Raw genomic sequence first — 21,950 nt, 5'->3', positions numbered from 1 at the left:
ATCCATACAATGAAAAAAACGATTTTAATTACGGGGTCGACAGACGGGATTGGCAAGCATCTTGCTCAGAAGTTTGCAAGTGAAGGGCATGAGGTGATTTTACACGGACGTAATCCAGAGAAACTGCGAGTAGCTCTAAGTGATGTTCAACTGCAGACTGGAAATAAGGCTGTCCATACTTATTTAGCGGATTTCTCGAAGAAAGATGAAGTCTATTCATTTGCAAGAAGGATTCAAGAAGATTTTTCGCGCTTAGATGTCTTGATAAATAATGCTGGTGCCTACTTTGGGGATGAGAGAATTGCGACGAAAGAAGATGTAGAGATGACTTTTATGCTATCTGTTCAAGTGCCATTTATATTGACAAAAGAGCTTCTTCCATTATTGGAAAAATCACATCAGGGACGTGTGATTCATACATCGTCCTATATGCATCATTTTGCTTCTGTTGAGAATCTTGATTTTGGAATGACTAAGGATTACACAGCTTCAAGAGCTTATAATAATGCGAAATTATATACTATTTGGTTGACCTGTTTTCAGGCTGAGGAGTTGAAAGCTAAGGGAAGTCAGGTGACGGTGAATTGTTACCATCCTGGCTTGGTCGCAACGAATTTAGTAAATGATAATGTCAAACGTAGTCTTAAGAGTCAGATAAAGACCCTAGATGAAGGGATTGAAACAGGCTATTATCTCAGTTTTGATGAGGGTGTTGCGACTGTTTCAGGGGCTTATTTTGATGATAAAAAAATCAAGCGAGTCAGTGAAAAAGGTTATTCGCAAGAAACAGTAGCCGCCTTGCTAAGGTACTGCCACTCAAAAACTTAACGTATCATTTAGTGTATGAAAAGAGTGAATCAAAAAAGTTGACAAAACTATTATTCATGCTATATTTGTATTTGAATGTGATACAAATATAAAAAATAAAAAAGAAAGAAAAATCTATGGACACTAAATTTTCAGTAGCGGTGCATACGCTGATTATGTTTTCAGAAAGTAAGGACAAGTTGACCTCAGAGGCGATTGCTAAAAGCGTGGGTACCAATGCTAGCTACATTCGTAAGATCATCTCCCTGTTGAAAAAGGCGGATTTGTTGATTAGGCACGAGGGGAGTTTTGACTATTCGCTAGGGAAAGCTAAGGAAAGCATGACCTTGCTAGACATTTATCGGGCGGTCAATCCCGCTCAGCTCCTTTACACCCACCAGCATGCCAATAAGGAATGCCCAGTAGGCGGTCACATCAATGCAGCTCTTGATCCCATTGTAGCGCAAGCCGAGGAAGCCCTGGAGACTAATCTAGCTACTCAGACCTTGAATGATGTGATTGAAACGATTCAAAAGGAGCTGCAATGTGAAAGATAGGGAAAAACTCGCTTGGTTCGCTATTCGCTTAGTTCTGGGCTTCCCCTTTTTGAAGCATGGCGTGGATCGCCTGCAGGTAGGTTTAGCAGCAACAGCCCAGCATTTCATGGCGCTCGGAATGTCAGAAATAACAGGCTACACCATCTTTGCTATTGAGATGATCGTAGGAAGCATGATGATACTAGGGATATTTCCAAAATTTGTCACGCTTATTGGCTTGGCTCAATCTTTGGGCAAAAAATGGGGCATCCCTATGTCAATGGTTTTGAAATTGACACCGTATATAGTCATTTCGTTTTAATCTATTACGTCGTTAACTCGGCTTGCTCCAACAGTCTGGGAGACTGTTGGAGGTTGGAAATTGGGATTATGGAATAATCCTCAACTAAGTCTGGGAGACTGTTGGAGGTTGGAAATTAGGATTATGGAACAATCCTCAACTAACTCTAGTTATGCCTGCGCCTCGTTGCCTAGTACTAAATCAAAACTAAAAGACTATACTGGTCATGAATCTTGCAATTTTCCTTGTCAGTGACTGGAAAACCAAATGAAAATTTTATTAAAAGAGGAGAAAAGAAATGAAAGCAGCACAAGTAAGAGAATACAACAAAAACAATATTGCATTAGACATGGTGGAGGTGCCTCTACCAGAGGTGGGCAGCCATCAGGTTCTTGTAAAGGTTAGAACAGCTGGGGTCAATCCGCTCGATAACATGATTAGCCGTGGGGATGTCAAGATGATCACGCCTTACAAATTGCCCCTCATTGCGGGAAATGAAGTGGTAGGAATTGTCGAAAAACGTGGTGCAGCTGCGCAGAAATTCCAAGAAGGAGATCGGGTCTTTGGGCGCTTGCCGCTTGATAGTATCGGTGCCTTTGCTGAGTATGTAGCAGTTGATGAAGATGCTCTTGCCTTGGTGCCGGACTACCTATCTGACGAAGAAGCGGCTGGGGTTCCGCTCACAGCCTTGACCATTATGCAGGCGCTTGAGCTGATGGAGGTCAAAGCTGGCGAGACGCTCTTTATCTCAGGCGGGACAGGTGGAGTTGGAGCCATGGCGATTCCGATTGCGAAAGCCAAAGGATTAACTGTCATTACCAACGGTAGTGCGGACAACAAAGACCGTGTCTTGGCGCTTGGTGCGGATCGTTTTATCGACTACAAGACTGAAGATTATACCCAGACCCTATTGAATATGGACCATGTACTTGATACCCTTGGTGGGGCTGAAACGGAGAAGCAAATGTCCATTATGAAAAAGGGTGGTCAACTTGTTTCCTTGCGGGCAATGCCAAATGGTGCCTTTGCAAAACGGATGAACTTACCAAAAGTAAAACAACTATTATTTGAAGCGGCAGGTCATAAGTTTGATAAAATGGCTGCTAAATACGGTGTGCATTATCACTTCATCTTCGTAGAAAGTAATGGTCGGCAATTACAAGAAGTAGTAGATCTTTTCACCAAACTTGAAATTAAGCCATCAGTTGATACCGTCTTTGCCTTTGAAGATGTCAATCAGGCGCTCGACAAGGTCGCAAATGGCCGTTCTCGAGGGAAAACAGTCTTAAGTTTTAATAACCGTTAAGCAGGATAGTATGTCTTATATCACAACAAAAAATCAATATGTAGAAGTAGCGGGTGAGAGAATCGCTTATCGAGAACTTGGGAAAGGAAAGTCAGATTTGCCTCTAGTCATGTTGGTACATTTAGCAGCAACATTAGATAATTGGGATCCTAAATTACTCGATTTGATTGCGGAGCAGCAGCACCTAATTGTCTTGGATTTACCTGGTGTAGGAGCTAGCCAAGGAAAGGTTGCAGCTACCATTCCTGGTATGGCAGAGCAGGCAATTCGTATCATCCATGCATTGGGGTATGAGCGGATAAACCTACTGGGGCTTTCTATGGGTGGAATGATTGCTCAAGAAATTGTACGCTTCCATCCTGATATGGTTCAGCGCTTGATTTTAGCAGGAACTGGCCCACGTGGTGGAAAAGAAATGGATCAGGTGACAGGGAAAACCTTCCGCTATATGCTAAGAGCTGGTCTTGAACGTGTGGATCCTAAACGCTATATCTTCTATAATCATGATGAACAAGGTAAGAGAGAAGCCGAGAAAGTGTTGGGTCGTATGGCCGCAAGAAGTGAAGCCCATGCGGATAAGGAGATGAAAGTGTCTGGTTTCCTAACCCAATTAAAGGCCATAAAGCGTTGGGGAAAAGCTGCTGAGGATGATTTGCGTCATATCACGCAACCAACCTTGATTGTCAATGGGGACAAGGACATGCAGGTGCCGACTGAAAATTCTTATGACATGCATGGGAAAATCAAAGGAAGTAAACTAATTATTTATCCGAATGCAGGTCACGGCTCTATTTTTCAGAATGCAGATGAATTTTCAAAAGAATTACTCTCTTTTTTGAAATAAGGAAAAGGGAGTGGGACAAAAATCGTGATTTCGAAGAAATCGATTTTGTAGTCCCACCCCCGCAAGGTTGACGCGGCTTGTAGAATATTGATTTATCAATGTTTTACAAGCCCGACAACTACTGCGTCAAACTGTTAGAACTACAAAATGTAACGAGGTCGGGTACTTTTTGTCCCACTCCCACTCACTTTTGCCTATTCAAGCTCGTGAAAAAACTCCGAAGAGACGGTTCTCATTCGGAGTGTCTGTTTATATCCTCTTTTGAGCTACAACTAGATAAAGAGGGCCTTGCTGGACTTTGCCCCCGATTGGTTCAAAGCCGACTTTTGTCCAGAAATGGGTGGCTTCTGGATAGGTTTTGACATAGGCGAGTTGGAGTTCATGGTAGTTAGCTCTAGCGAGCAAATCCTGCAAGAGGTAAAAGAGTTTGATACCAAATCCTGTGTACTGATGCTGAGCATGCACCATAAACAGGCCAATCCAGGCAGTCCTGTCTGTCGGATAATCCAGCCCCACATCCATAACAGCGACTAGCTGCTCACCTTGCCAGCAACCGAGATAGTATTTCTTATTAGGGCTACTGGAGGCAGGATAATTGGTCAACTCCTCCCTTGCACTTTCCCTACTGGACTCTGGTGGGCAATGCTTAAAATAAAGCGGATTGGTTTGGTAGAGTGCGAGGACCTCATCCAGCTGCTCCAAGTTGACCTGCTTGATGTGAAAAGCAGAACCAAGAGTGGAACAATCGAGTGTTTCAAACATATCCCTTATCCAAAATACAACAAATCCTTGCTTGTGTCGGTGAAGACTTCAAAGCCGTTTTTGGTTATGACACCGCAGTCTTCAATGCGGACACCGACCTTGCCTGGGATGTAGATACCTGGCTCAACTGAGAAGCACATGCCTTCTTCAAGCACGAGGTCATTTCCTTCCATAATTGACGGAAATTCGTGAACATCCATGCCGATTCCGTGTCCTAGGCGGTGGTTGAAATACTCACCGTAGCCCGCTTTTTCAATCACTTCACGAGCTGCACGGTCAACGTCATGCGCTGTCACACCTGGTTTAATCATGGCAAGCGCAGCTTCTTGGGCTTCAAGTGTGAGCTGGTAGATATCTTTTTTGAATTGATCAGGCTGACCAACTGCTACGGTTCTGGTCATGTCGCTGGCATAGCCATTTGCCATGACCCCAAGGTCAAAGAGGAGGAGGGCATTGTTTTCCACCTTGTGAGGACCAGGAATACCGTGAGGATTGGCAGCGTTATCTCCTGTTAAGACCATGGTTTCAAAGCTCATTTCAAGCCCTTCACGTTTCATGGCAAATTCAATTTCTGCGATGATGTCCGTCTCGGTCTTTTCCAGTGAAATAGCGTCAAAGCCGATTTGTACGGCCTTGTCAGCCCATTTTCCAGCAATCATCATTTTTTGAATTTCATCGGCTGATTTAATCAAGCGCATGCGGTTGATGATTGGCGCGAGATTGTCAAATTCAGCATGTTCAAATACTGTTTTCAAACCTTGATACTTGGTGAGAATGAGGTTGTCAAATTCAAGTCCAATACGCTTGCAGTTGTTAGATGGTAGTGCAGCTTTGATTTTCGCCCACGGACTTTCTGAATCTACATAGCCAACTACCGCAAAATCAACGGTCTGGCGTGCCCGCTCAGCATCAAGTGCTGGCACAAAAAGGAGCGGTGCGCTATCTGGACTAATAAAGAGGAACATTTGGCGTTCGTGCGGGTCGCTGTAAAAGCCTGTCAGGTAGTTGATGGAAACAGGGTCAGAAAAGACAGCCATGTCCAAATCGGCTGATTGCAACTGAGTTAGAATATCATTGATTTTGGTCATAAGAGTACCTTCTTTCTACTCTTTCATTTTGGCAGAAAATGACTGAAAAATCAAGGATTTTTCGAAAAATAGTAGAAAATAAAAGAAGAAAAGGAGACTCAGGGGAGCTGTTCAGCAGGATTTTTTTGAGATGCAGAAGTGAGGGCTATGCTGATTCATAAAGAAGCTAGAAACCTATCTTTCTATCACTATAAAAAATTGAACGTTGCACAAGTAAGGTAAGTAAGCCCAAGCCAGTCCTTACCATTAGCTTTAGCTCTGCTAGATTTTCTACTCTCTAGTAGGGAGCCTTACTTTGTTTCTGCCGTTTTCTTATTATTTTCCAAATATTTTCGTTTTTATTACTTTTTTTCTAAAAAACACTAAAATGCTTGAAAGTGTTTCCAATCCATGGTAAAATGGTTGTGGTAGGAATGTGAAAACGGTATTTTCATGAATAAAAAAGAAAGGAAACGAAATGAATACAGACGATACAGTAACGATTTACGATGTCGCCCGTGAAGCAGGAGTTTCCATGGCAACGGTCAGTCGTGTTGTCAATGGAAATAAAAATGTGAAGGAAAACACACGTAAGAAAGTCTTGGAAGTCATTGATCGCTTGGATTATCGACCGAATGCGGTGGCGCGTGGCCTCGCAAGTAAGAAAACGACAACTGTCGGCGTTGTGATTCCAAATATCATTAGCAGTTATTTCTCAACCCTTGCTAAAGGAATTGATGATATTGCTGAGATGTATAAGTATAATATTGTCCTTGCAAATAGCGATGAGGACGATGATAAGGAAGTCTCTGTGGTCAACACCCTCTTTTCAAAGCAGGTGGATGGCATCATTTTTATGGGCTATCATTTGAGCGATAAGATTCGTTCTGAATTTTCTCGTTCACGCACACCAGTGGTTCTTGCAGGGACGGTAGATATCGAACATCAATTACCAAGTGTCAATATTGACTACAAGCAAGCAACGATTGATGCGGTAAGTATGTTGGCAGAGCGCAATGAGAAGATTGCTTTTGTATCTGGACCTTTGGTGGATGACATCAATGGCAAGATTCGCTTGTCAGGCTATAAAGCGGCCTTGAAAAAGGAAAAATTGACCTATAGCGAAGGTTTGGTTTTTGAGTCCAAGTATAGCTATGATGATGGCTACCAGCTAGCAGAGCGCGTGATTGCTTCAAAGGCAACAGCAGCCTTTGTTACAGGTGATGAGCTGGCAGCAGGACTCTTAAACGGCTTGTCTGACCATGGTGTCAACATTCCAGAAGATTTTGAAATTATCACGAGTGACGATACGCAAGTGTCACGCTTCACGCGTCCAAATATGACGACGATCGGTCAACCTTTGTATGATTTGGGAGCGATTAGTATGCGGATGCTGACAAAGATTATGCACAAGGAAGAGTTGGAAGAGCGCGAGGTTCTGCTTGCTCACAGCATTGTCGAGCGTAAATCCACTAAAAAATAAGAACATCAGGGCTTTGAGGGGAAATCGGCACTTTGTCAACTGTAGTGGGTGAAGTATTACCCCATACGAGAGAGAATCAGGTTGGTTCTCTCTTTTTGTATGTTTAAAGCGATGAGAATTTTAGCTTTGAAGTTTTTAAAGTTTTTAAAACCAAAAGCTTGTCGTTTGATGTCTTTGATAAGTTTGTTAGTAGCTTCTAGCTTAGCGTTTGAATAAGGTAATTCAATTGCATTGGTAATGTATTGTCTGTATTTGAGAAAGGTTGTAAAGACTGTTTTGAAAGTAGAATTCACAGTAGGTAAATAGTCTTCTATCAGTCCGAAGAATGCCTCGCTGTTCTTCTCCTGAAAATGGAAAAGCAAGAGTTGATACAGGTTATAATAGTGCCTTAGTTCCTCTGACAAGTCTAAGGTCTTTTGAACCACTTCTCTAGGGGTTAAGGTTTGTCTAAAGGTTCGAGAATAAAAGAGTTTGTTAGAGAGTTTTCGGCTGTCCTTTTGGAGGATTCTCCAATGATGTTTCATAGCACGATAAGGAAGAGAACCCTTGTTACAGTTCTTCATAATGGCAATTCGCGTGGACATCATAGCTCTGCTCAGGTGCTGCATAATATGGAAACGATCCAGGACAATCTTTGCTTTCGGGAATAAGAAGTTAATGATGGGGATGTAGTTTCCAGCCATATCCATAGTTACGACTTTGACGTTTTCCCTCATCTCTCTCGTGTATTTGAGGAAGTAGTTTTTAATGGTTGTTTGCCGATTATTCTCAAGAATAGTGATAATCTTTTTGGTCTGAAAATCCTGAGCGATAAATGCCAGCTTTCCCTTATTTCGAGAGAATTCATCCCACGAGAGGATTTTAGGTAATTGTGAGAACTGTTCCTTGAAGGAGAATTGATTCAGTTTTCTCTGTACCACAGAGACAGAGATATGAAGTCTTCTAGCAATATCGGAGTTCGTTAGTTTTTCCGTATGTAGTTGAGTGATTTTATCCCAGATAGGTTGAGAAATTTGATGATGTTTCTTGACGAGAGGCGTTTGAGAAACGGATACACGTAGACAACACTTGCATTTAAAGCGGCGTTTTCTCAGTTTTAGAAGAGTAGGAAATCCTTGAATATCAAGCATAGGAATAGAGGATTCTCGTTGGAAGTCATATTTTATCATCTTTCCTTGGCAGTGAGGACAAGGAGGAGCAGGATAATCTAAGGTTGCTTGAATGAGGATATGGGATTTAGACTTGTAAGCAGAAGTGATGGTGATATTTTTATCTTTTATTCCGATAAGATTTGTGGTATTATTAAGTCGTTCCATATGATTCTTTCTAATGTGAGTTTCGTCGCTTTTCATTATAGATTATATGGGACTTTTTTTCTACGGCGAATTGTCAAATTAAGTGCACATTTATCCCATAAAAAATTTCATAAGGTGTTTTCCAGTTTAGACATTTTCGTGGTCTGTTGTTTAATTTATCTTCCCATTCCTGAATGATCAAGTGTTCTACCTCTGTTAAGTCACTTCCTTTTGGAAAATACTCTCGCAATAAGCCATTTGTATTCTCGTTTGTTCCTCGTTGCCAAGGAGCATGAGGATCAGGAAAATAGACTTCGACATTTAGTTTCTCGGTGAGTTCAGGATGTCCTGAGAATTCCTTACCTCTATCAGGAGTCACTGTTTCTTTTGGTAGGGACTCTAACATATTTACCATGGCTTCTATAACCAATTTACTTTTCTTGACAGCTACTTTCTGAATTTTGAGGAAGCGGGAATGCCTATCAGTGAGTGTTACTAGGCAAGCTTTTCCAGTCTTTCCAGCAACAGTATCGGCTTCCCAATCACCTATTCTCGAGCGTTCATTAGCTGCTGTTGGTCTCTCATGAATGGTATGAGAAATAGGAATTTTTCCTCGCTTTTCCACATGGGATTGTGTATGGCGTGTTTTACCATGGTGACGAAGTTTGCGAACAACCCCACGAGCACCATGTGAAAGAGGCGTGTCGTCAAAGTGACCGCGATAGATAGCTCTATAAATGGTTTGATAACTAATGACGGGTCTTTCTCGTTCTAAACGTAATCGCCCCTCAATTTCTTCTGGCGACCATTGACACTCAAGAAAAAGATGCTTGACGGTCTGACTGAGTTCAGTGTCTATTTCTAATTTCCTTTTTCGCCCACAATGCGATTTAGCGAGATGATAAGCTGTTTGTGCCCTACTAGGCGAATAGTTGCCTTGTTTTGAATGACGTTTTAATTCACGGCTAATACTTGAGGGGTGCCGATGTAATAGTCGTGCTATTTGAGAAAAGGTCATCCCTTTAGTACGATAAATCAGAATACTTTCTCGTTCATCTATGGTAAAATGATGGTAGCTCATAAGATTTCCTTTCGTAAGATGTTTGTTCAGTTTTATTTTACTAGAAAAAATCTTATGAGTTTTTATTGTGCACTTATATTGTAAATTCAAGACACTGAAAAAGCCCTATAATCTCTTCAGTGGAAGTTACCCACTACAGAAATTATAGAGCCGGGAAATCTCAGCCCTTTCTTTTATTTTTGATGAATTTTCGGTATAATAGAGCTATGAAAGTGTTACTCTATTTAGAAGGCAAGGCTGTGCTTGAGAAATCAGGGATTGGTCGTGCCCTTCATCATCAAATGAAAGCTCTTGATTTGGCAGGGATTCCCTACACCACAGATCCGTTGGGAGACTATGATGTGGTGCATATCAATACCTATGGTCCAGGGAGCCTGCGGCTCCTCCACAAGGCAAAAAAGAAGGGAAAAAAGGTCATTATGCATGGACACTCGACCAAGGAAGATTTTCAAAATTCCTTTATCGGGTCTAACTTTTTTGCTTCTTTATTTGGGAAATATCTGACTCATATGTATCAAAAGGCGGATTTTATCATTACACCGTCTGAATACTCCAAGCGCTTGATTCAAGGTTACGGGGTGACGACGCCGATCGTTGCGGTATCAAATGGGATTGACCTCAAAAAATACCAAAAAGATCCTCGAAAAGAAGAAGTGTTCAAAAAACACTTTGGCATCAAAGAGGGGGATAAGGTTGTTGTCTGTGCAGGGCTTTATTTCAAACGAAAAGGGATTGAGGATTTTGTCGAAGTAGCCAAACGAATGCCAGATGTGCGTTTTATCTGGCTGGGGAGCATCAATAAGCTCATCATTCCACGGAAAATTCGTGATTTGGTGCTCTTTAATCATCCTGAAAATGTGGAGTTTCCAGGGTATTTTAAGGGGGCTGTTTTTGAAGGAGCCATGAGTGGTAGTGATGCCTTTTTCTTCCCCTCTTATGAGGAGACAGAAGGTATCGTGGTCTTAGAAGCCCTTGCTAGTTACCAACATGTGGTTCTACGTGATATTCCCGTTTATGGGGGCTGGATTGATGAGAATTCTGCCGAGCTAGGAAAGACGGTTGATGATTTTGTGGAGTCTCTTTACAAGATTTTAGAGGGTAAAGTTGATAAGAGAGAGGCGGGTTACAAAGTCGCCCAAAGTAGATCCATTGATGATGTTGCCTATCAGTTGGTGGAGGCTTACAAAACAGTATTGGAGATGTAGATGCGAATTGGTCTTTTTACGGATACCTATTTCCCCCAAGTATCAGGGGTGGCTACCAGTATCCGCACGCTTAAAACGGAGTTAGAAAAGCTAGGGCACACGGTTTTTATCTTTACGACGACAGATAAGGATGTCAATCGCTATGAGGATTGGCAGATTATTCGGATTCCAAGTGTCCCATTTTTTGCATTTAAAGATCGGCGTGTGGCTTATCGAGGCTTTTCAAAAGCCTTGGAGATTGCACGCCAATATCAGCTAGATATTATTCATACGCAGACCGAGTTTGCCTTGGGATTACTAGGAATTTGGATTGCCAAAGAACTGCGGATTCCGGTCGTACATACCTATCACACCCAGTATGAGGATTATGTGCATTATATTGCAAAAGGCGTCTTGATTCGTCCAAGTATGGTGAAGTATATGGCGCGTGGCTTTATGAGCGAGCTTGATGGGGTGATTTGTCCGAGTGAAATTGTTTATGATTTATTAGTCAATTACAAGATTAAGGCAGAAAAACGGGTCATTCCGACAGGGATTGAGCTAGCCAAGTTTGAGCGACCAGAGATTTCGCCTGAGCACATTGCGCAGCTCAGGGAGAGATTGGGCATTCGTGATCAAACGACGATGCTCCTAAGCCTGTCACGAATTTCTTATGAGAAAAATATTCAAGCTGTGCTTAAAGCTCTGCCTATGGTCTTAAAAGAGCAAGAAGATGTATGCTTGGTGGTGGCAGGAGATGGTCCGTATGCGGCGGATTTAAAAGAGCAGGCAAGACAGCTAGGGATTGAGGATAAGGTTATCTTTACAGGCATGATTGCGCCGAGCGAAACAGCGCTTTACTATAAGGCAGCAGACTTTTTTGTATCTGCTTCAACCAGTGAAACACAGGGCTTGACTTATCTTGAAAGTCTAGCAAGTGGCACACCGATTATCGCGCATGGCAATCCCTATTTGGATAATGTCATTGACGATCCGATGTTTGGCACGCTTTATTATGTGGAACGGGATTTGGCTGGGGCGATTTTAGAAGCTATGCTGGCTACTCCAGATATGGAGACGGAAAAACTCAATCAGAAACTCTACGAGATTTCAGCTGAGAATTTTGGCAAGCGAGTCTATGAATTTTACTTGGATGCTACTATTTCCAAAGACTTTCACAATGAGTTGCACCCTGAGGAATCCATGACCAAGAGAATGGCGAAATCCATGGTTTATCTGCCAACCAAGGCGATTGCCATGCCAGTCAATGGCTCGGTCCGCATATTTCGAGCATCTAAAAAGCAAATCAAGCAAATTAAGAAATATCTACGATAAGGAAGTGGAGAAAACTGAGCAAAAGATGCTCAGTTTTTTATATAAAACGTTTTCAATATAGTATAGTTGTTTAGTTTTGATTTAGTACGAGGCAACGAGTTGCAGGCATAACTTAGGTTAGGCAAGACGAGTTAACGACGTAATAAGTTAAAACGAAATGGCTATAAAAATAAGATATGATAAAATAAGGAATATATAGGAGGTAGGCTCATGAATTTTCTAAAACGAGATGGTTTATTTTTACTCTTGGTATCCTTTATTTATGGAGGATTTCAATTTCTAATTCCCTATCTCAGTAGCGATGAATTGGTACGAAAAGCTCTTTATGTCAATCAGATACTTGTCTATATTCCAGCGGTTGTCTTTCTAGTAAGTTTGGTTTATGGTGTGCTGTATGGCTTTAAGATTCGCTATCCCTTGTATGTCTTTCTTTTATTTCCGTTGACTCTTATTGCTTTGGGAGAATGGATTTTTCTGTATCAAATCATGTATAGCTTATTTTCTCTTTTGGGAGTTGGTGTTGGACATCTGATATATCGCTTGCGAAAAAGACACTGAAAAAATCATCAAAATACTTGAAATTTTACTTAAAGGTGCTATAATAACAATCAGAGACAAGTCTGTTAGGAACTTTTTTCAAGAGAGTGCGTGGTTGCTGCAAACGCATAAAAAGCCTGATGAGATACTCCTCTTTCATTTTTTATGAAAACATAAAACGGTTGCTACGATATAGCTAATTCGAGGTGTTTGCCCTAGCTGAATAAGGCAGGCACGAATGAAGGTGGAACCACGTTGCGACGTCCTTTTTAGGGCGTCTTTTTTGTGTTTCAGGAGGAGCTATGAAGGAGCCAGAAACCTATATCATAGAAGGTGTGATTGCAGGTCTACTCCTTGGGGTAGTCGGTATGGTTCTATAGGACGACTTTGCCTTGTCAATCTTATTTGCTATGGGGTTGACGCTGGGGGTGCTTATCGAAAAGAAAAAATAGCTTTCTTCTCTCTTGATAGAAAAGGAGACGACATGACCATTCGGGAATTACTGGAGCGTAGCTCTGCCATTCGGAAAACCTATCGGGATTTGGAAATCAAGCACCACGGTAGTGAGTGGACGATTGAAGAGGATTTGCTAGGCTTGTCAAACGATATTGGTAATCTCAACCGCCTTGTCATGACCAAGCAAGGACGTTACTACGATGAAACGCCCTATAGCTTGGAGCAAAAACTGGTTGAAAATATCTGGTGGTTAGTGGAGCTATCCGAGCGTTTGAACGTCGATCTTGAAGCAGAACTAGAAAGATTCTTGTCTGATAAAGAAAACCGTTTTGGCATATCAAGGAAAGGAGCAGATGATGACAACAACTTTTGTAGCTGACAACCTCAAATGGACGCGGGAGCCCGCGGCTTACAGTCTGTCGGATGAGGAAATTACCATCACAACGCTTCCGCATACAGACCTCTGGCAGCGGACCTATTATCATTTCCGCAATGACAACGCCCCTGTCCTTCAAATGGAGACCGATGAGGAATACTTTTCCTTTGTGGTTAAGACGATGTTTGACAGCAAGCACCGCTTTGACCAGTGCGGGGTCGTAGTCTATCTGGACAGTGAAAACTGGCTCAAGGCTTCGATTGAGTATGAAAATGAGACCATTCAGCACTTGGGTAGTGTCGTGACCAATCATGGCTACTCCGACTGGGCAACGACTGAGATTGCGGCTAGCATCAAAGAAATGTGGTACCGCCTCAGCCGCCGCGGGCACGATTTCCTTTGGCATCTACGCTTGTAGCCCAGAGGATTCATTCTTCACCGCTCGCTTTACGGATCTGTCCCTTGGAGAATGTGTATGGCAGGCTCACGACGGTCAGGCACCTGACGACTTGGACTAAGATTCGTCACATTCAATCTCTGAATGTTTAGAGAGTATAAAATTTATAAATATAGTCGTTCAGTTTTGCTTTATGACTAAACAATGTAATAAGGTAAAACTGAATGACTATAAAGAAATAAGGAGAACTATATGATTAAAATTACCTTCCCAGACGGCGCTGTACGCGAATTTGAATCTGGTGTAACGACTTTTGACATTGCACAATCTATCAGCAATTCTCTTGCTAAAAAGGCCCTTGCTGGTAAATTGAACGGCAAATTGATTGATACCACTCGTGCGATTACGGAGGACGGCTCACTTGAGATTGTCACTCCAGACCATGAGGATGCGCTTGACATCTTGCGCCACTCAGCTGCCCACTTGTTTGCGCAAGCGGCTCGCCGCCATTTCCCAGACATTCACTTGGGAGTTGGTCCTGCCATTCAAGATGGTTTCTACTATGACACCGACAATGAAGCAGGTCAGATTTCAAATGAAGATTTGGCAGCCATTGAAGAAGAGATGAGAAAAATCGTTAAAGAGAATTTCCCAAGCATCCGTGAGGAAGTGTCAAAAGATGAGGCGCGTGAGATTTTCAAAAACGATCCTTACAAATTGGAGTTGATTGAAGAGCATTCTGAGGACGAGGGTGGTTTGACCATTTACCGTCAAGGTGAATATGTTGACCTCTGCCGTGGCCCTCATGTGCCGTCAACAGGTCGCATTCAGGTCTTCCAATTGCTCAATGTGGCAGGTGCTTACTGGCGTGGAAATAGCGACAATGCCATGATGCAACGGGTTTATGGTACAGCTTGGTTTGACAAAAAAGATTTGAAAAACTACATTCAAATGAGAGAAGAAGCCAAAGAACGTGACCACCGTAAGCTTGGTAAAGAGCTTGATTTGTTCATGATTAGCCAAGAAGTGGGACAAGGTCTACCATTCTGGTTGCCAAACGGAGCGACAATCCGTCGTACCTTGGAGCGCTACATTACCGATAAGGAATTGGCGTCTGGTTACCAACACGTCTACACTCCACCGCTTGCTTCTGTTGAGCTTTACAAGACTTCTGGTCACTGGGAGCACTACCATGAAGACATGTTCCCACCAATGGATATGGGAGACGGGGAAGAATTCGTCCTTCGCCCAATGAACTGTCCGCACCACATTCAGGTCTATAAAAACCATGTACGTTCCTACCGTGAATTGCCAGTTCGTATTGCAGAGCTCGGTATGATGCACCGTTATGAAAAATCAGGTGCCCTTTCAGGTCTCCAACGTGTGCGTGAAATGACCTTGAATGACGGTCATATCTTCGTTGCTCCAGAACAAATCCAAGAAGAATTCAAACGTGCGCTTCAGTTGATTATCGATGTTTATGAAGATTTCAACTTGACAGATTATCGCTTCCGTCTATCTTATCGTGACCCAGAAGATAAGCATAAATATTACGACAATGACGAGATGTGGGAAAATGCCCAAGCCATGCTGAAGGCAGCCATGGATGACATGGACTTGGATTACTTTGAGGCAGAAGGAGAAGCAGCCTTCTATGGTCCGAAATTGGATATTCAGGTGAAAACAGCTCTTGGAAATGAAGAAACTCTTTCAACCATTCAGCTTGATTTCTTGCTTCCAGAGCGCTTTGACCTTCATTATATCGGGGCTGACGGGGAAGAACACCGTCCAGTTATGATTCACCGTGGAGTGATTTCAACCATGGAACGCTTTACTGCTATCCTGATTGAAACTTACAAGGGTGCCTTCCCAACCTGGCTTGCACCAACCCAAGTAACCCTTATCCCAGTTTCAAATGAGAAACATGTGGACTACGCTTGGGAAGTAGCCAAAGAATTGCAAAACCGTGGTGTACGTGCCGTTGTCGATGAGCGCAATGAAAAAATGCAGTATAAGATTCGCCAAAGTCAAACCAGCAAGATTCCATATCAATTGATCGTCGGAGACAAGGAAATGGAAGACCGCGCGGTCAACGTCCGTCGCTATGGACACAAGGAAACACAAACTGTTAGCCTTTCTGACTTCACCGAGCAAATCCTTGCTGACATCGCCAACTACTCTCGTGCGAAAAAAGACGCTTAAAGAGCAACAGCTTTTGTAGGATAGAAAATAGGGAGTGGGACAGAAGTTGATTTCAGCGAAATCACGGCTTCTGCCTCACTCCCCTATCTTTTATAAAGGGGAAAGGAGGACATCATGTGGAGGCTTCTAACCAAAGGAAGCTGGTCTTTTAGTCAGACAGGACTAGCAGAACGCTATCGTGTAGCAGGGCAGGTGCTAGCCTTAAAAGAGCAAGGCTGGTCGGATGAGACATTAGCGAGGATAGTAGAGAGACGATTAAACCTACATGACAGTCGAGTGGGATCTAGCTTATTTCGTGAGCTTTGGCGGCTGGAAAAAATGTCTAAAACGCCTCGGCAGCTCTTGCAAGTCTTGGTGACGAGTGTCGGTATGCCAGAAGATGTCTCAGGAGAATTGGCTGAAAACCAAGCACTCGTTGCACGCTTTCATCCAGACCTTGCACCCCATGATCCTTTCTGGTGGGAGCTTTCCGATGTCGTGGACCAAGCCTTTCTACAGCAGACCATGGCGGAAAAAGACTTGCTGGCACGGCAACTCCACCAGCTTCGCTATGTCATTTCCAGCCAGCAGGCAGAGTATGTGCGCCTGCAGTTTAAACAGGCTGGGGAGACGGACAGTCAGGCTCTTGCCCGCTATCTCAGAAAGACCTATCCTTGGTGGCGCTGGAAAAAAGATTACACGATTGGCACTTCAGCCCGGCTTCACAACAAGCTCAAGTTTGACAAGGGGCAAAAATTCTATCCGTCAGGCTATCCTTCCTTTAATATCAAGATTTTGCTCCATTTTCATACGGAGTTTATCCTCGACAGTCGGGGCAATTTTCTCAATGAAATGGATGCACAAGAGGTCACCGAGATTGGCATTGTCAATGGAGCCAGCTTCAACTACGGAAAAGCAGGAAAACGCCATTGGGACTTGGATGTAGATACTGTTGGGCCCCATGATCCTGCCTTTCGCGACCGAGCGACCAAGGGATTTCGGGCTCCCAATCGCAGTGGTAAGACGGTAGCTGATTACGAGCGCAGCTATTTTAACCGAGAAGGTCTGTATGCCGAAAAAGGGCTATCCAATTACCAGCAGACCAAATTAGTCGTTCGGGAGTTTAAAAGAATGATGAGAAAAAGAGGATTTCACTTGTAAGAAAGGGCAACGAGTTCTATAATAAATCTGAAAATTCCCTGTCGTATCGAGATTAGAATATGGATATCCAAGAATTTATCACATCTGTGCTAACGCAAGATGAGGAAGCTCTCAGAACTTTTTTCTCTAAAGATGCTATTATTCGTTGACGCTGCACCAATGAATGTTTTTCCTGTGGATAAGTCCACTCAAGCGAATTGTGATTATCCTGGGGATTGGGATAGGGAAAACAAGCGCGTGAAAGAAATGGGTGGCACGATTATCCCTATGACTCGTGTCTTTCCTGTGGATAAGTTCTTTTCTGTCAATACCGTTAGCTTCCTAAAGCTAGAAAATGATGTGATTGTGGAGCTGGACGAATACTGGGCAGATGATGGAGAAGCTTCTTTTGGCGATAAGAAATGAAGATTGGAAAGTCCATTTATTGCAAGAAAGAATCCGCTGAGATGCCCTCAGCGGATTTTTTAGTGGAGTAGTTTTTCGAGTTTAGGCGTGTAATGCTTATAGAGCAGGTGAGTTTCTTTTTCTCAATCAAGGTGAGACAAGGCAGAAAAAGTCGTGATAGATGCTTTCTAACAGTTCAGAGTGCTTATCAGACTGCTGGATTTTTCCACAAGCTACGGTATTATAATCCACAATAGTTGTCGGCAACTAGCAACAAGTTTTTCATAGGCTCATTAAAGAAAAATCCTGTCGTCTATCGCTTCTTTCTCTGTGGAAAAGGATGGAATACCTTTTTTAACTATATCCTTTGTTTTGGGAATTTCACTGAGATTGTTCAGATAAAAAATAAGAAAAAAGATATCAGGGTGGACAAATTTTGTCTCCCCCTTTTTGCTATACTAGAAATTGACATAGATATATTCATTCGCTATATTTTTTGGTAAAATGGAGGTATCAATATTCGATTTAGGAGGTGAGGATTTGGAAATTGATAATCGAGCCATTCGATTGGGTGATGAGCTAAAAAAGGTCATTCTACCCAATAGCCGAATCAAGATTGCTGCTGCGACCTTTTCTATGTTTGCTTACAAGGCTTTGAAAGAAGAACTAGAGCAAATAGAGGAATTACGGTTCATTTTTACCAATCCAACTTTTGTTACGGACGGTGCTAAGAAAGAATTTCGAGAGTATGCCATCCCAAAGAAAAAGCGGGAAAATTCCGTCTTTGGAGCAGAATATGAGTTGAAACTGATGAACGAGCTAACTCAGAAAGCTCTAGCCCGAGAGTGTGCAGACTGGGTTAAGCGCAAGGTTCAGTTTAAGTCAATCAATGTAGAAGAGGAAATCAATGACGGTATTCGGATTGAAGCAGGTACTGAAACCTACGCCATTGATCGCTTGAAAAACTTTGACTTAAAAGAGTTGGGTTATGAGCCGTCGCTTTTTCAGACCAGACGCAATCTCTATCAAGCACCGCACAGTCAAGCCTACTTACAAGAGTTTGATGATTATTGGCGAAGCGACGAGTATTTTCGCGATGTGACAGAGGAGATTTTGGACAATCTCAGTCTTGCCTACAAGGAGCAGACGCCAGAATTTCTCTACTATGTCATGCTCTACAATGTCTTTAGTGAATTCCTAGAAGATATTCAAGAAGATCATTTGCCAAATGAGGATGTAAAATACCGTGAAAGTAAAGTCTGGAATCTTTTATATGACTTCCAAAAAGATGCCGTTGTCTCGCTCATTTCAAAATTGGAAAAGTATAACGGCTGTATCCTAGCAGATTCGGTCGGCCTAGGAAAAACCTTTACAGCGCTAGCTGTCATGACCTACTATGCCTATCGTGGTAAGCGAATCTTGGTCCTTTGTCCGAAAAAGTTGGAAAATAACTGGAACATGTATCGTCATGATTACAAGAACAATCCGATTTATGACCGCTATTTGCAGTACGATGTCTTGTACCATACGGATTTGAGCAGGGATAAGGGAACATCAAATGGAATTGACCTGGCCCTCAATCGTTGGGATACCTATGATTTGGTGGTCATTGACGAGTCGCATAATTTTCGCAATGGGGGCAATGATAATCAAGATGACGGGCGAGAAAACCGCTACAATCGTTTGATGAATCGGATTATCAAACAAGGTGTGCCGACCAAGGTCCTCATGCTGTCAGCAACCCCCGTCAATAATCGCTTTAATGATTTGAAAAATCAGATTGCTCTCGCCTATGAGGGAGATGCGGAAAAAATGGATGATAAGCTTGATACCAAGACCTCTATCAATGATATTTTCCGCCTAGCGCAGACCGAGTACAATAAATGGGCAGAATTGCCAGCTGAGGAGCGGACAACAGCACGGTTGTTGGAACGGTTAGACTTTGACTTCTTCAAGGTCTTGGACAGTGTGACCATTGCTAGAAGCCGTAAACATATCAGAGAGTTTTACGATAAGAAGGCGATAGGAGATTTCCCAACCCGTCTTAAACCACAAAATTACTATCCAAACTTGACGGTTCAAGAGGATATGGTGACCTACAAAGAGATTTACAACCTGCTTTCTCGTCTCAATCTCATGATATATCAGCCAAGTTTTTACATTCATCCCTCCAAGCTTGCCAAGTATGATAAGTCTGGAGGTAAGGGATCAAATCTTACGCAGATGGGACGTGAGCGCGGTGTGCAAAAGCTCATGATGATCAACCTCTTGAAGCGTTTGGAAAGTTCAGTAGAAGCCTTTCGCTATACGCTTTTAGATGTGGTTAAAGCCTACATTGAAAAGACCCTCAAGGCGATTGAGCAGTTTGAACAGTCTGGTGGTCAAGGAGTCATCGAAGAATTTAGCCCAGATGAAGCTGATTTTGATATGGAAGACAGCAATACCGACTACTTTGTTGGTAAAAAAATGCAAATCTCTCTCCAAGATGTAGATTATCTGCGCTGGAAAGATGATTTGACAGCTGATTTTGAAATCTTGACAGATATGGAACGTCTCGTCGAGCGGATTTCTCCTGAAAATGATGCCAAACTCCAAGGTCTCTATAAAGTGATTGATGAGAAAATCAAACATCCAATCAACAAGGGCAATAAGAAAATCATCATCTTTAGTGCCTTTGCGACGACGACCCAATATCTCTACCAGCATGTTAGTCGTTATGTCTATGAAAACTACGGTCTTCACACCGCTCAGATTTCAGGAGCGTCAGGATTTGCGACGACCTTGCCGACCAAGCACAAGGATCTCAATTCCCTCTTGACCTATTTTTCACCAATTTCCAAGTCAAAAGATGTTCTCTTCCCAGACGATGAAGGAGAAATTGATATCTTGATTGCGACAGATGTGATTTCAGAAGGTCAGAACTTGCAGGATGCGGATATGCTCGTTAACTATGATATTCACTGGAATCCTGTCCGCATTATCCAGCGTTTTGGTCGGGTGGACCGGATTGGTAGTAAAAACCAGTACATTCAGCTAGTGAACTTTTGGCCCAACATCGAGTTGGACGAGTACATCAATCTCAAGTCGCGCGTGGAAACACGGATGAAGATTTCGGTTCTTACCTCGACAGGAGATGATAACATCCTATCGAGCGAGGAGCAAGACGAGGCAAACTACCGCAAGAAACAGCTGGAACGCTTGAAAGAAGAAGTCGTAGACTTGGAAGATATGAGTGAAGGGATTTCTATCATGGACTTAGGCTTTGAAGAATACCGCATGGATATGATGCGTTATCTGAAAGAGCACCCTGAGCTTGAGCGAGCGCCAAAGGGCTTGCAGACGGTAGTAAAAGCCACGGATCAGCACCCAGCAGGAGCTATTTTCCTCTTGAAAAATGTCGCAGAAACCAAAGGACTCAGTCAAAAGAATCGCCTACATCCTTACTATTTGGTCTATATGGGAGAAGCTGGTCAAAGCGTCATTCCTATCTCAGAAACTAAGACTATGCTTGAAACCATGCGCCTGCTTTGTAAAGGTAAAGAGCAGCCAGATGAAGCACTTGTTCAGCTCTTTAAGCGATTGACTAATGACGGTCAAGAGATGACCTTTTATTCGGATCTCTTACAAGGAGCGATTGAGCAGTTAATGGAAAGCGATGAAACATCTTTTATTGATACGCTTTTTGATGCTGGTCAGCTAGACTTTGGCAAGGGAATCGAGGGCATGGATGACTTTGAGTTAATCTGCTTCTTTATCGTCATGAAAGGAGACAGCTGATGATTAGCCTACCAGAGCGGACCAAGATCCCCAAAAAGCAAGTGGTTTATGAGCCCCACAAACGAGGCAATAGTACCTTTTTTGAACGCTTGAGTTTATCAACCAAGGACAAGCAGGACTTGCGCCGTCAGATTGCAAGACTGACAATCACCCATACGATTGACACACGGACGACCAATATTCCAGCAGGGACGACTGTTCAGCAGTTGGTAGTCATGCGTGTAGAGCTATTGACAGATAAGCTTGATAAAGAGCTTCTTGCCCAGTTTGATATGCGCGTGAAGTTCTATCCAATCTTTGTTCTTGTTTATCCCGATGCTCGAGAAGAGCTCCTCGTTCACTACAAGGAGGGGCTTAGCCATGAAATCGACGGACGAGTCTTTAAGATTCTGAAAACCTTTGCCAGTTCAGACGATGTGAGCCTCTATTTTGAGGGGAATAACCTCGACGAAGTCTATGACAATCTTGTCAAGGATGTCGGACAAAGTGAGCTGATTGCACCAAATGTGGATAATCTCAAAGAAGCGATTGACAAGACAGAACAACTCGCAAAACTTGAAAAAGAAGCAAATAGTCTAAAAAAGAAAATGTTCCAAGAAAAATCAACTAAGAAAGCCATGGAACTAAGAAAAGCATACAAAACCCTACTGACACAAATCAAAGAAATAAAAGGAGAATAA

The 21,950-nt window shown here is 42.7% G+C and carries 19 protein-coding genes and 1 pseudogene; 16 read left to right on the top strand and 4 right to left on the bottom strand.

What is annotated here, in order from left to right; translation table 11 throughout:
* Positions 1-9: 9 nt before the first annotated feature.
* The 5 genes from AB1I63_05445 (at position 10) to AB1I63_05425 (ending at position 3,794) form a co-directional block, all read left to right on the top strand.
* The gene (locus AB1I63_05445) at positions 10-828 is read left to right on the top strand and encodes an SDR family NAD(P)-dependent oxidoreductase (GenBank protein MEW4354330.1); all 819 of its coding nucleotides are present in this window, start codon (positions 10-12) and stop codon (positions 826-828) included.
* Between the two features lie 116 nt (positions 829-944).
* On the top strand, positions 945-1,364 hold the full coding sequence (locus AB1I63_05440; protein MEW4354329.1) for an Rrf2 family transcriptional regulator: 420 nt from the start codon (positions 945-947) through the stop codon (positions 1,362-1,364).
* The gene (locus AB1I63_05435) at positions 1,354-1,665 is read left to right on the top strand and encodes a DoxX family protein (protein ID MEW4354328.1); all 312 of its coding nucleotides are present in this window, start codon (positions 1,354-1,356) and stop codon (positions 1,663-1,665) included. Before AB1I63_05440 ends, AB1I63_05435 begins: the two co-directional genes overlap by 11 nt.
* A 277-nt stretch (positions 1,666-1,942) precedes the next feature.
* A complete protein-coding gene (locus AB1I63_05430) occupies positions 1,943-2,950 on the top strand; it encodes an NADP-dependent oxidoreductase (protein ID MEW4354327.1) in 1,008 nt (335 codons plus the stop codon).
* Positions 2,951-2,960: 10 nt separating this feature from the next.
* The gene (locus AB1I63_05425; GenBank protein ID MEW4354326.1) at positions 2,961-3,794 is read left to right on the top strand and encodes an alpha/beta hydrolase; all 834 of its coding nucleotides are present in this window, start codon (positions 2,961-2,963) and stop codon (positions 3,792-3,794) included.
* 249 nt (positions 3,795-4,043) lie between these two features.
* Here the strand turns inward: AB1I63_05425 and AB1I63_05420 are convergent, their stop codons facing one another.
* Positions 4,044-4,556, bottom strand: coding sequence for a GNAT family N-acetyltransferase (locus tag AB1I63_05420; GenBank protein MEW4354325.1), 513 nt, complete (start codon positions 4,554-4,556; stop codon positions 4,044-4,046).
* Positions 4,557-4,561: 5 nt separating this feature from the next.
* Positions 4,562-5,644 (bottom strand): Xaa-Pro peptidase family protein, encoded by a 1,083-nt coding sequence (locus AB1I63_05415; GenBank protein MEW4354324.1) that lies wholly within the window; start codon positions 5,642-5,644, stop codon positions 4,562-4,564.
* 457 nt (positions 5,645-6,101) lie between these two features.
* On the opposite strand from AB1I63_05415, the gene ccpA reads away from it, so the two are divergent.
* The gene (gene ccpA, locus AB1I63_05410) at positions 6,102-7,106 is read left to right on the top strand and encodes a catabolite control protein A (protein MEW4354323.1); all 1,005 of its coding nucleotides are present in this window, start codon (positions 6,102-6,104) and stop codon (positions 7,104-7,106) included.
* A gap of 56 nt (positions 7,107-7,162) precedes the next feature.
* Here ccpA and AB1I63_05405 read toward each other — a convergent pair whose 3' ends face one another.
* On the bottom strand, positions 7,163-8,422 hold the full coding sequence (locus tag AB1I63_05405; protein ID MEW4354322.1) for an ISL3 family transposase: 1,260 nt from the start codon (positions 8,420-8,422) through the stop codon (positions 7,163-7,165).
* 73 nt (positions 8,423-8,495) lie between these two features.
* Positions 8,496-9,482 carry an IS30 family transposase gene (locus AB1I63_05400; protein ID MEW4354321.1) on the bottom strand — a complete coding sequence of 329 codons (987 nt, stop codon included), beginning with the start codon at positions 9,480-9,482 and terminating at the stop codon, positions 8,496-8,498.
* A 206-nt stretch (positions 9,483-9,688) separates the two neighbouring features.
* Between AB1I63_05400 and AB1I63_05395 the strand changes: the two genes are divergently transcribed.
* From AB1I63_05395 to AB1I63_05350, 10 genes and pseudogenes are all read left to right on the top strand, one after another.
* Entirely contained in the window at positions 9,689-10,687 is a 999-nt protein-coding gene (locus AB1I63_05395) for a glycosyltransferase (protein MEW4354320.1), read from the top strand.
* A complete protein-coding gene (locus AB1I63_05390) occupies positions 10,688-12,001 on the top strand; it encodes a glycosyltransferase family 4 protein (GenBank protein MEW4354319.1) in 1,314 nt (437 codons plus the stop codon). It begins immediately after the preceding gene.
* A gap of 210 nt (positions 12,002-12,211) precedes the next feature.
* The gene (locus tag AB1I63_05385; GenBank protein MEW4354318.1) at positions 12,212-12,559 is read left to right on the top strand and encodes a hypothetical protein; all 348 of its coding nucleotides are present in this window, start codon (positions 12,212-12,214) and stop codon (positions 12,557-12,559) included.
* Positions 12,560-13,022: 463 nt separating this feature from the next.
* Positions 13,023-13,373 carry a MazG-like protein gene (locus tag AB1I63_05380; protein MEW4354317.1) on the top strand — a complete coding sequence of 117 codons (351 nt, stop codon included), beginning with the start codon at positions 13,023-13,025 and terminating at the stop codon, positions 13,371-13,373.
* A pseudogene (locus AB1I63_05375) lies at positions 13,351-13,888 on the top strand (DUF1349 domain-containing protein). The gene AB1I63_05380 and the pseudogene AB1I63_05375 overlap by 23 nt, the downstream one beginning before the upstream one ends.
* Before the next feature lie 131 nt (positions 13,889-14,019).
* On the top strand, positions 14,020-15,969 hold the full coding sequence (gene thrS, locus AB1I63_05370) for a threonine--tRNA ligase (protein MEW4354316.1): 1,950 nt from the start codon (positions 14,020-14,022) through the stop codon (positions 15,967-15,969).
* 114 nt (positions 15,970-16,083) lie between these two features.
* A complete protein-coding gene (locus AB1I63_05365) occupies positions 16,084-17,109 on the top strand; it encodes a DUF3114 domain-containing protein (GenBank protein MEW4354315.1) in 1,026 nt (341 codons plus the stop codon).
* Between the two features lie 132 nt (positions 17,110-17,241).
* Positions 17,242-17,514 (top strand): hypothetical protein, encoded by a 273-nt coding sequence (locus tag AB1I63_05360; GenBank protein MEW4354314.1) that lies wholly within the window; start codon positions 17,242-17,244, stop codon positions 17,512-17,514.
* A 519-nt stretch (positions 17,515-18,033) separates the two neighbouring features.
* The gene (locus tag AB1I63_05355; GenBank protein ID MEW4354313.1) at positions 18,034-21,270 is read left to right on the top strand and encodes a helicase-related protein; all 3,237 of its coding nucleotides are present in this window, start codon (positions 18,034-18,036) and stop codon (positions 21,268-21,270) included.
* Complete coding sequence (locus AB1I63_05350) at positions 21,270-21,950, top strand: DUF4391 domain-containing protein (protein ID MEW4354312.1); 681 nt, start codon at positions 21,270-21,272, stop codon at positions 21,948-21,950. The genes AB1I63_05355 and AB1I63_05350 overlap by 1 nt, the downstream gene beginning before the upstream one ends.

The sequence above is a fragment of the Streptococcus pneumoniae genome (assembly GCA_040719455.1).
GTDB classification, from domain to species: Bacteria; Bacillota; Bacilli; order Lactobacillales; family Streptococcaceae; genus Streptococcus; species Streptococcus pneumoniae_G.
This window is presented reverse-complemented; position numbering and strand designations above follow the sequence as displayed.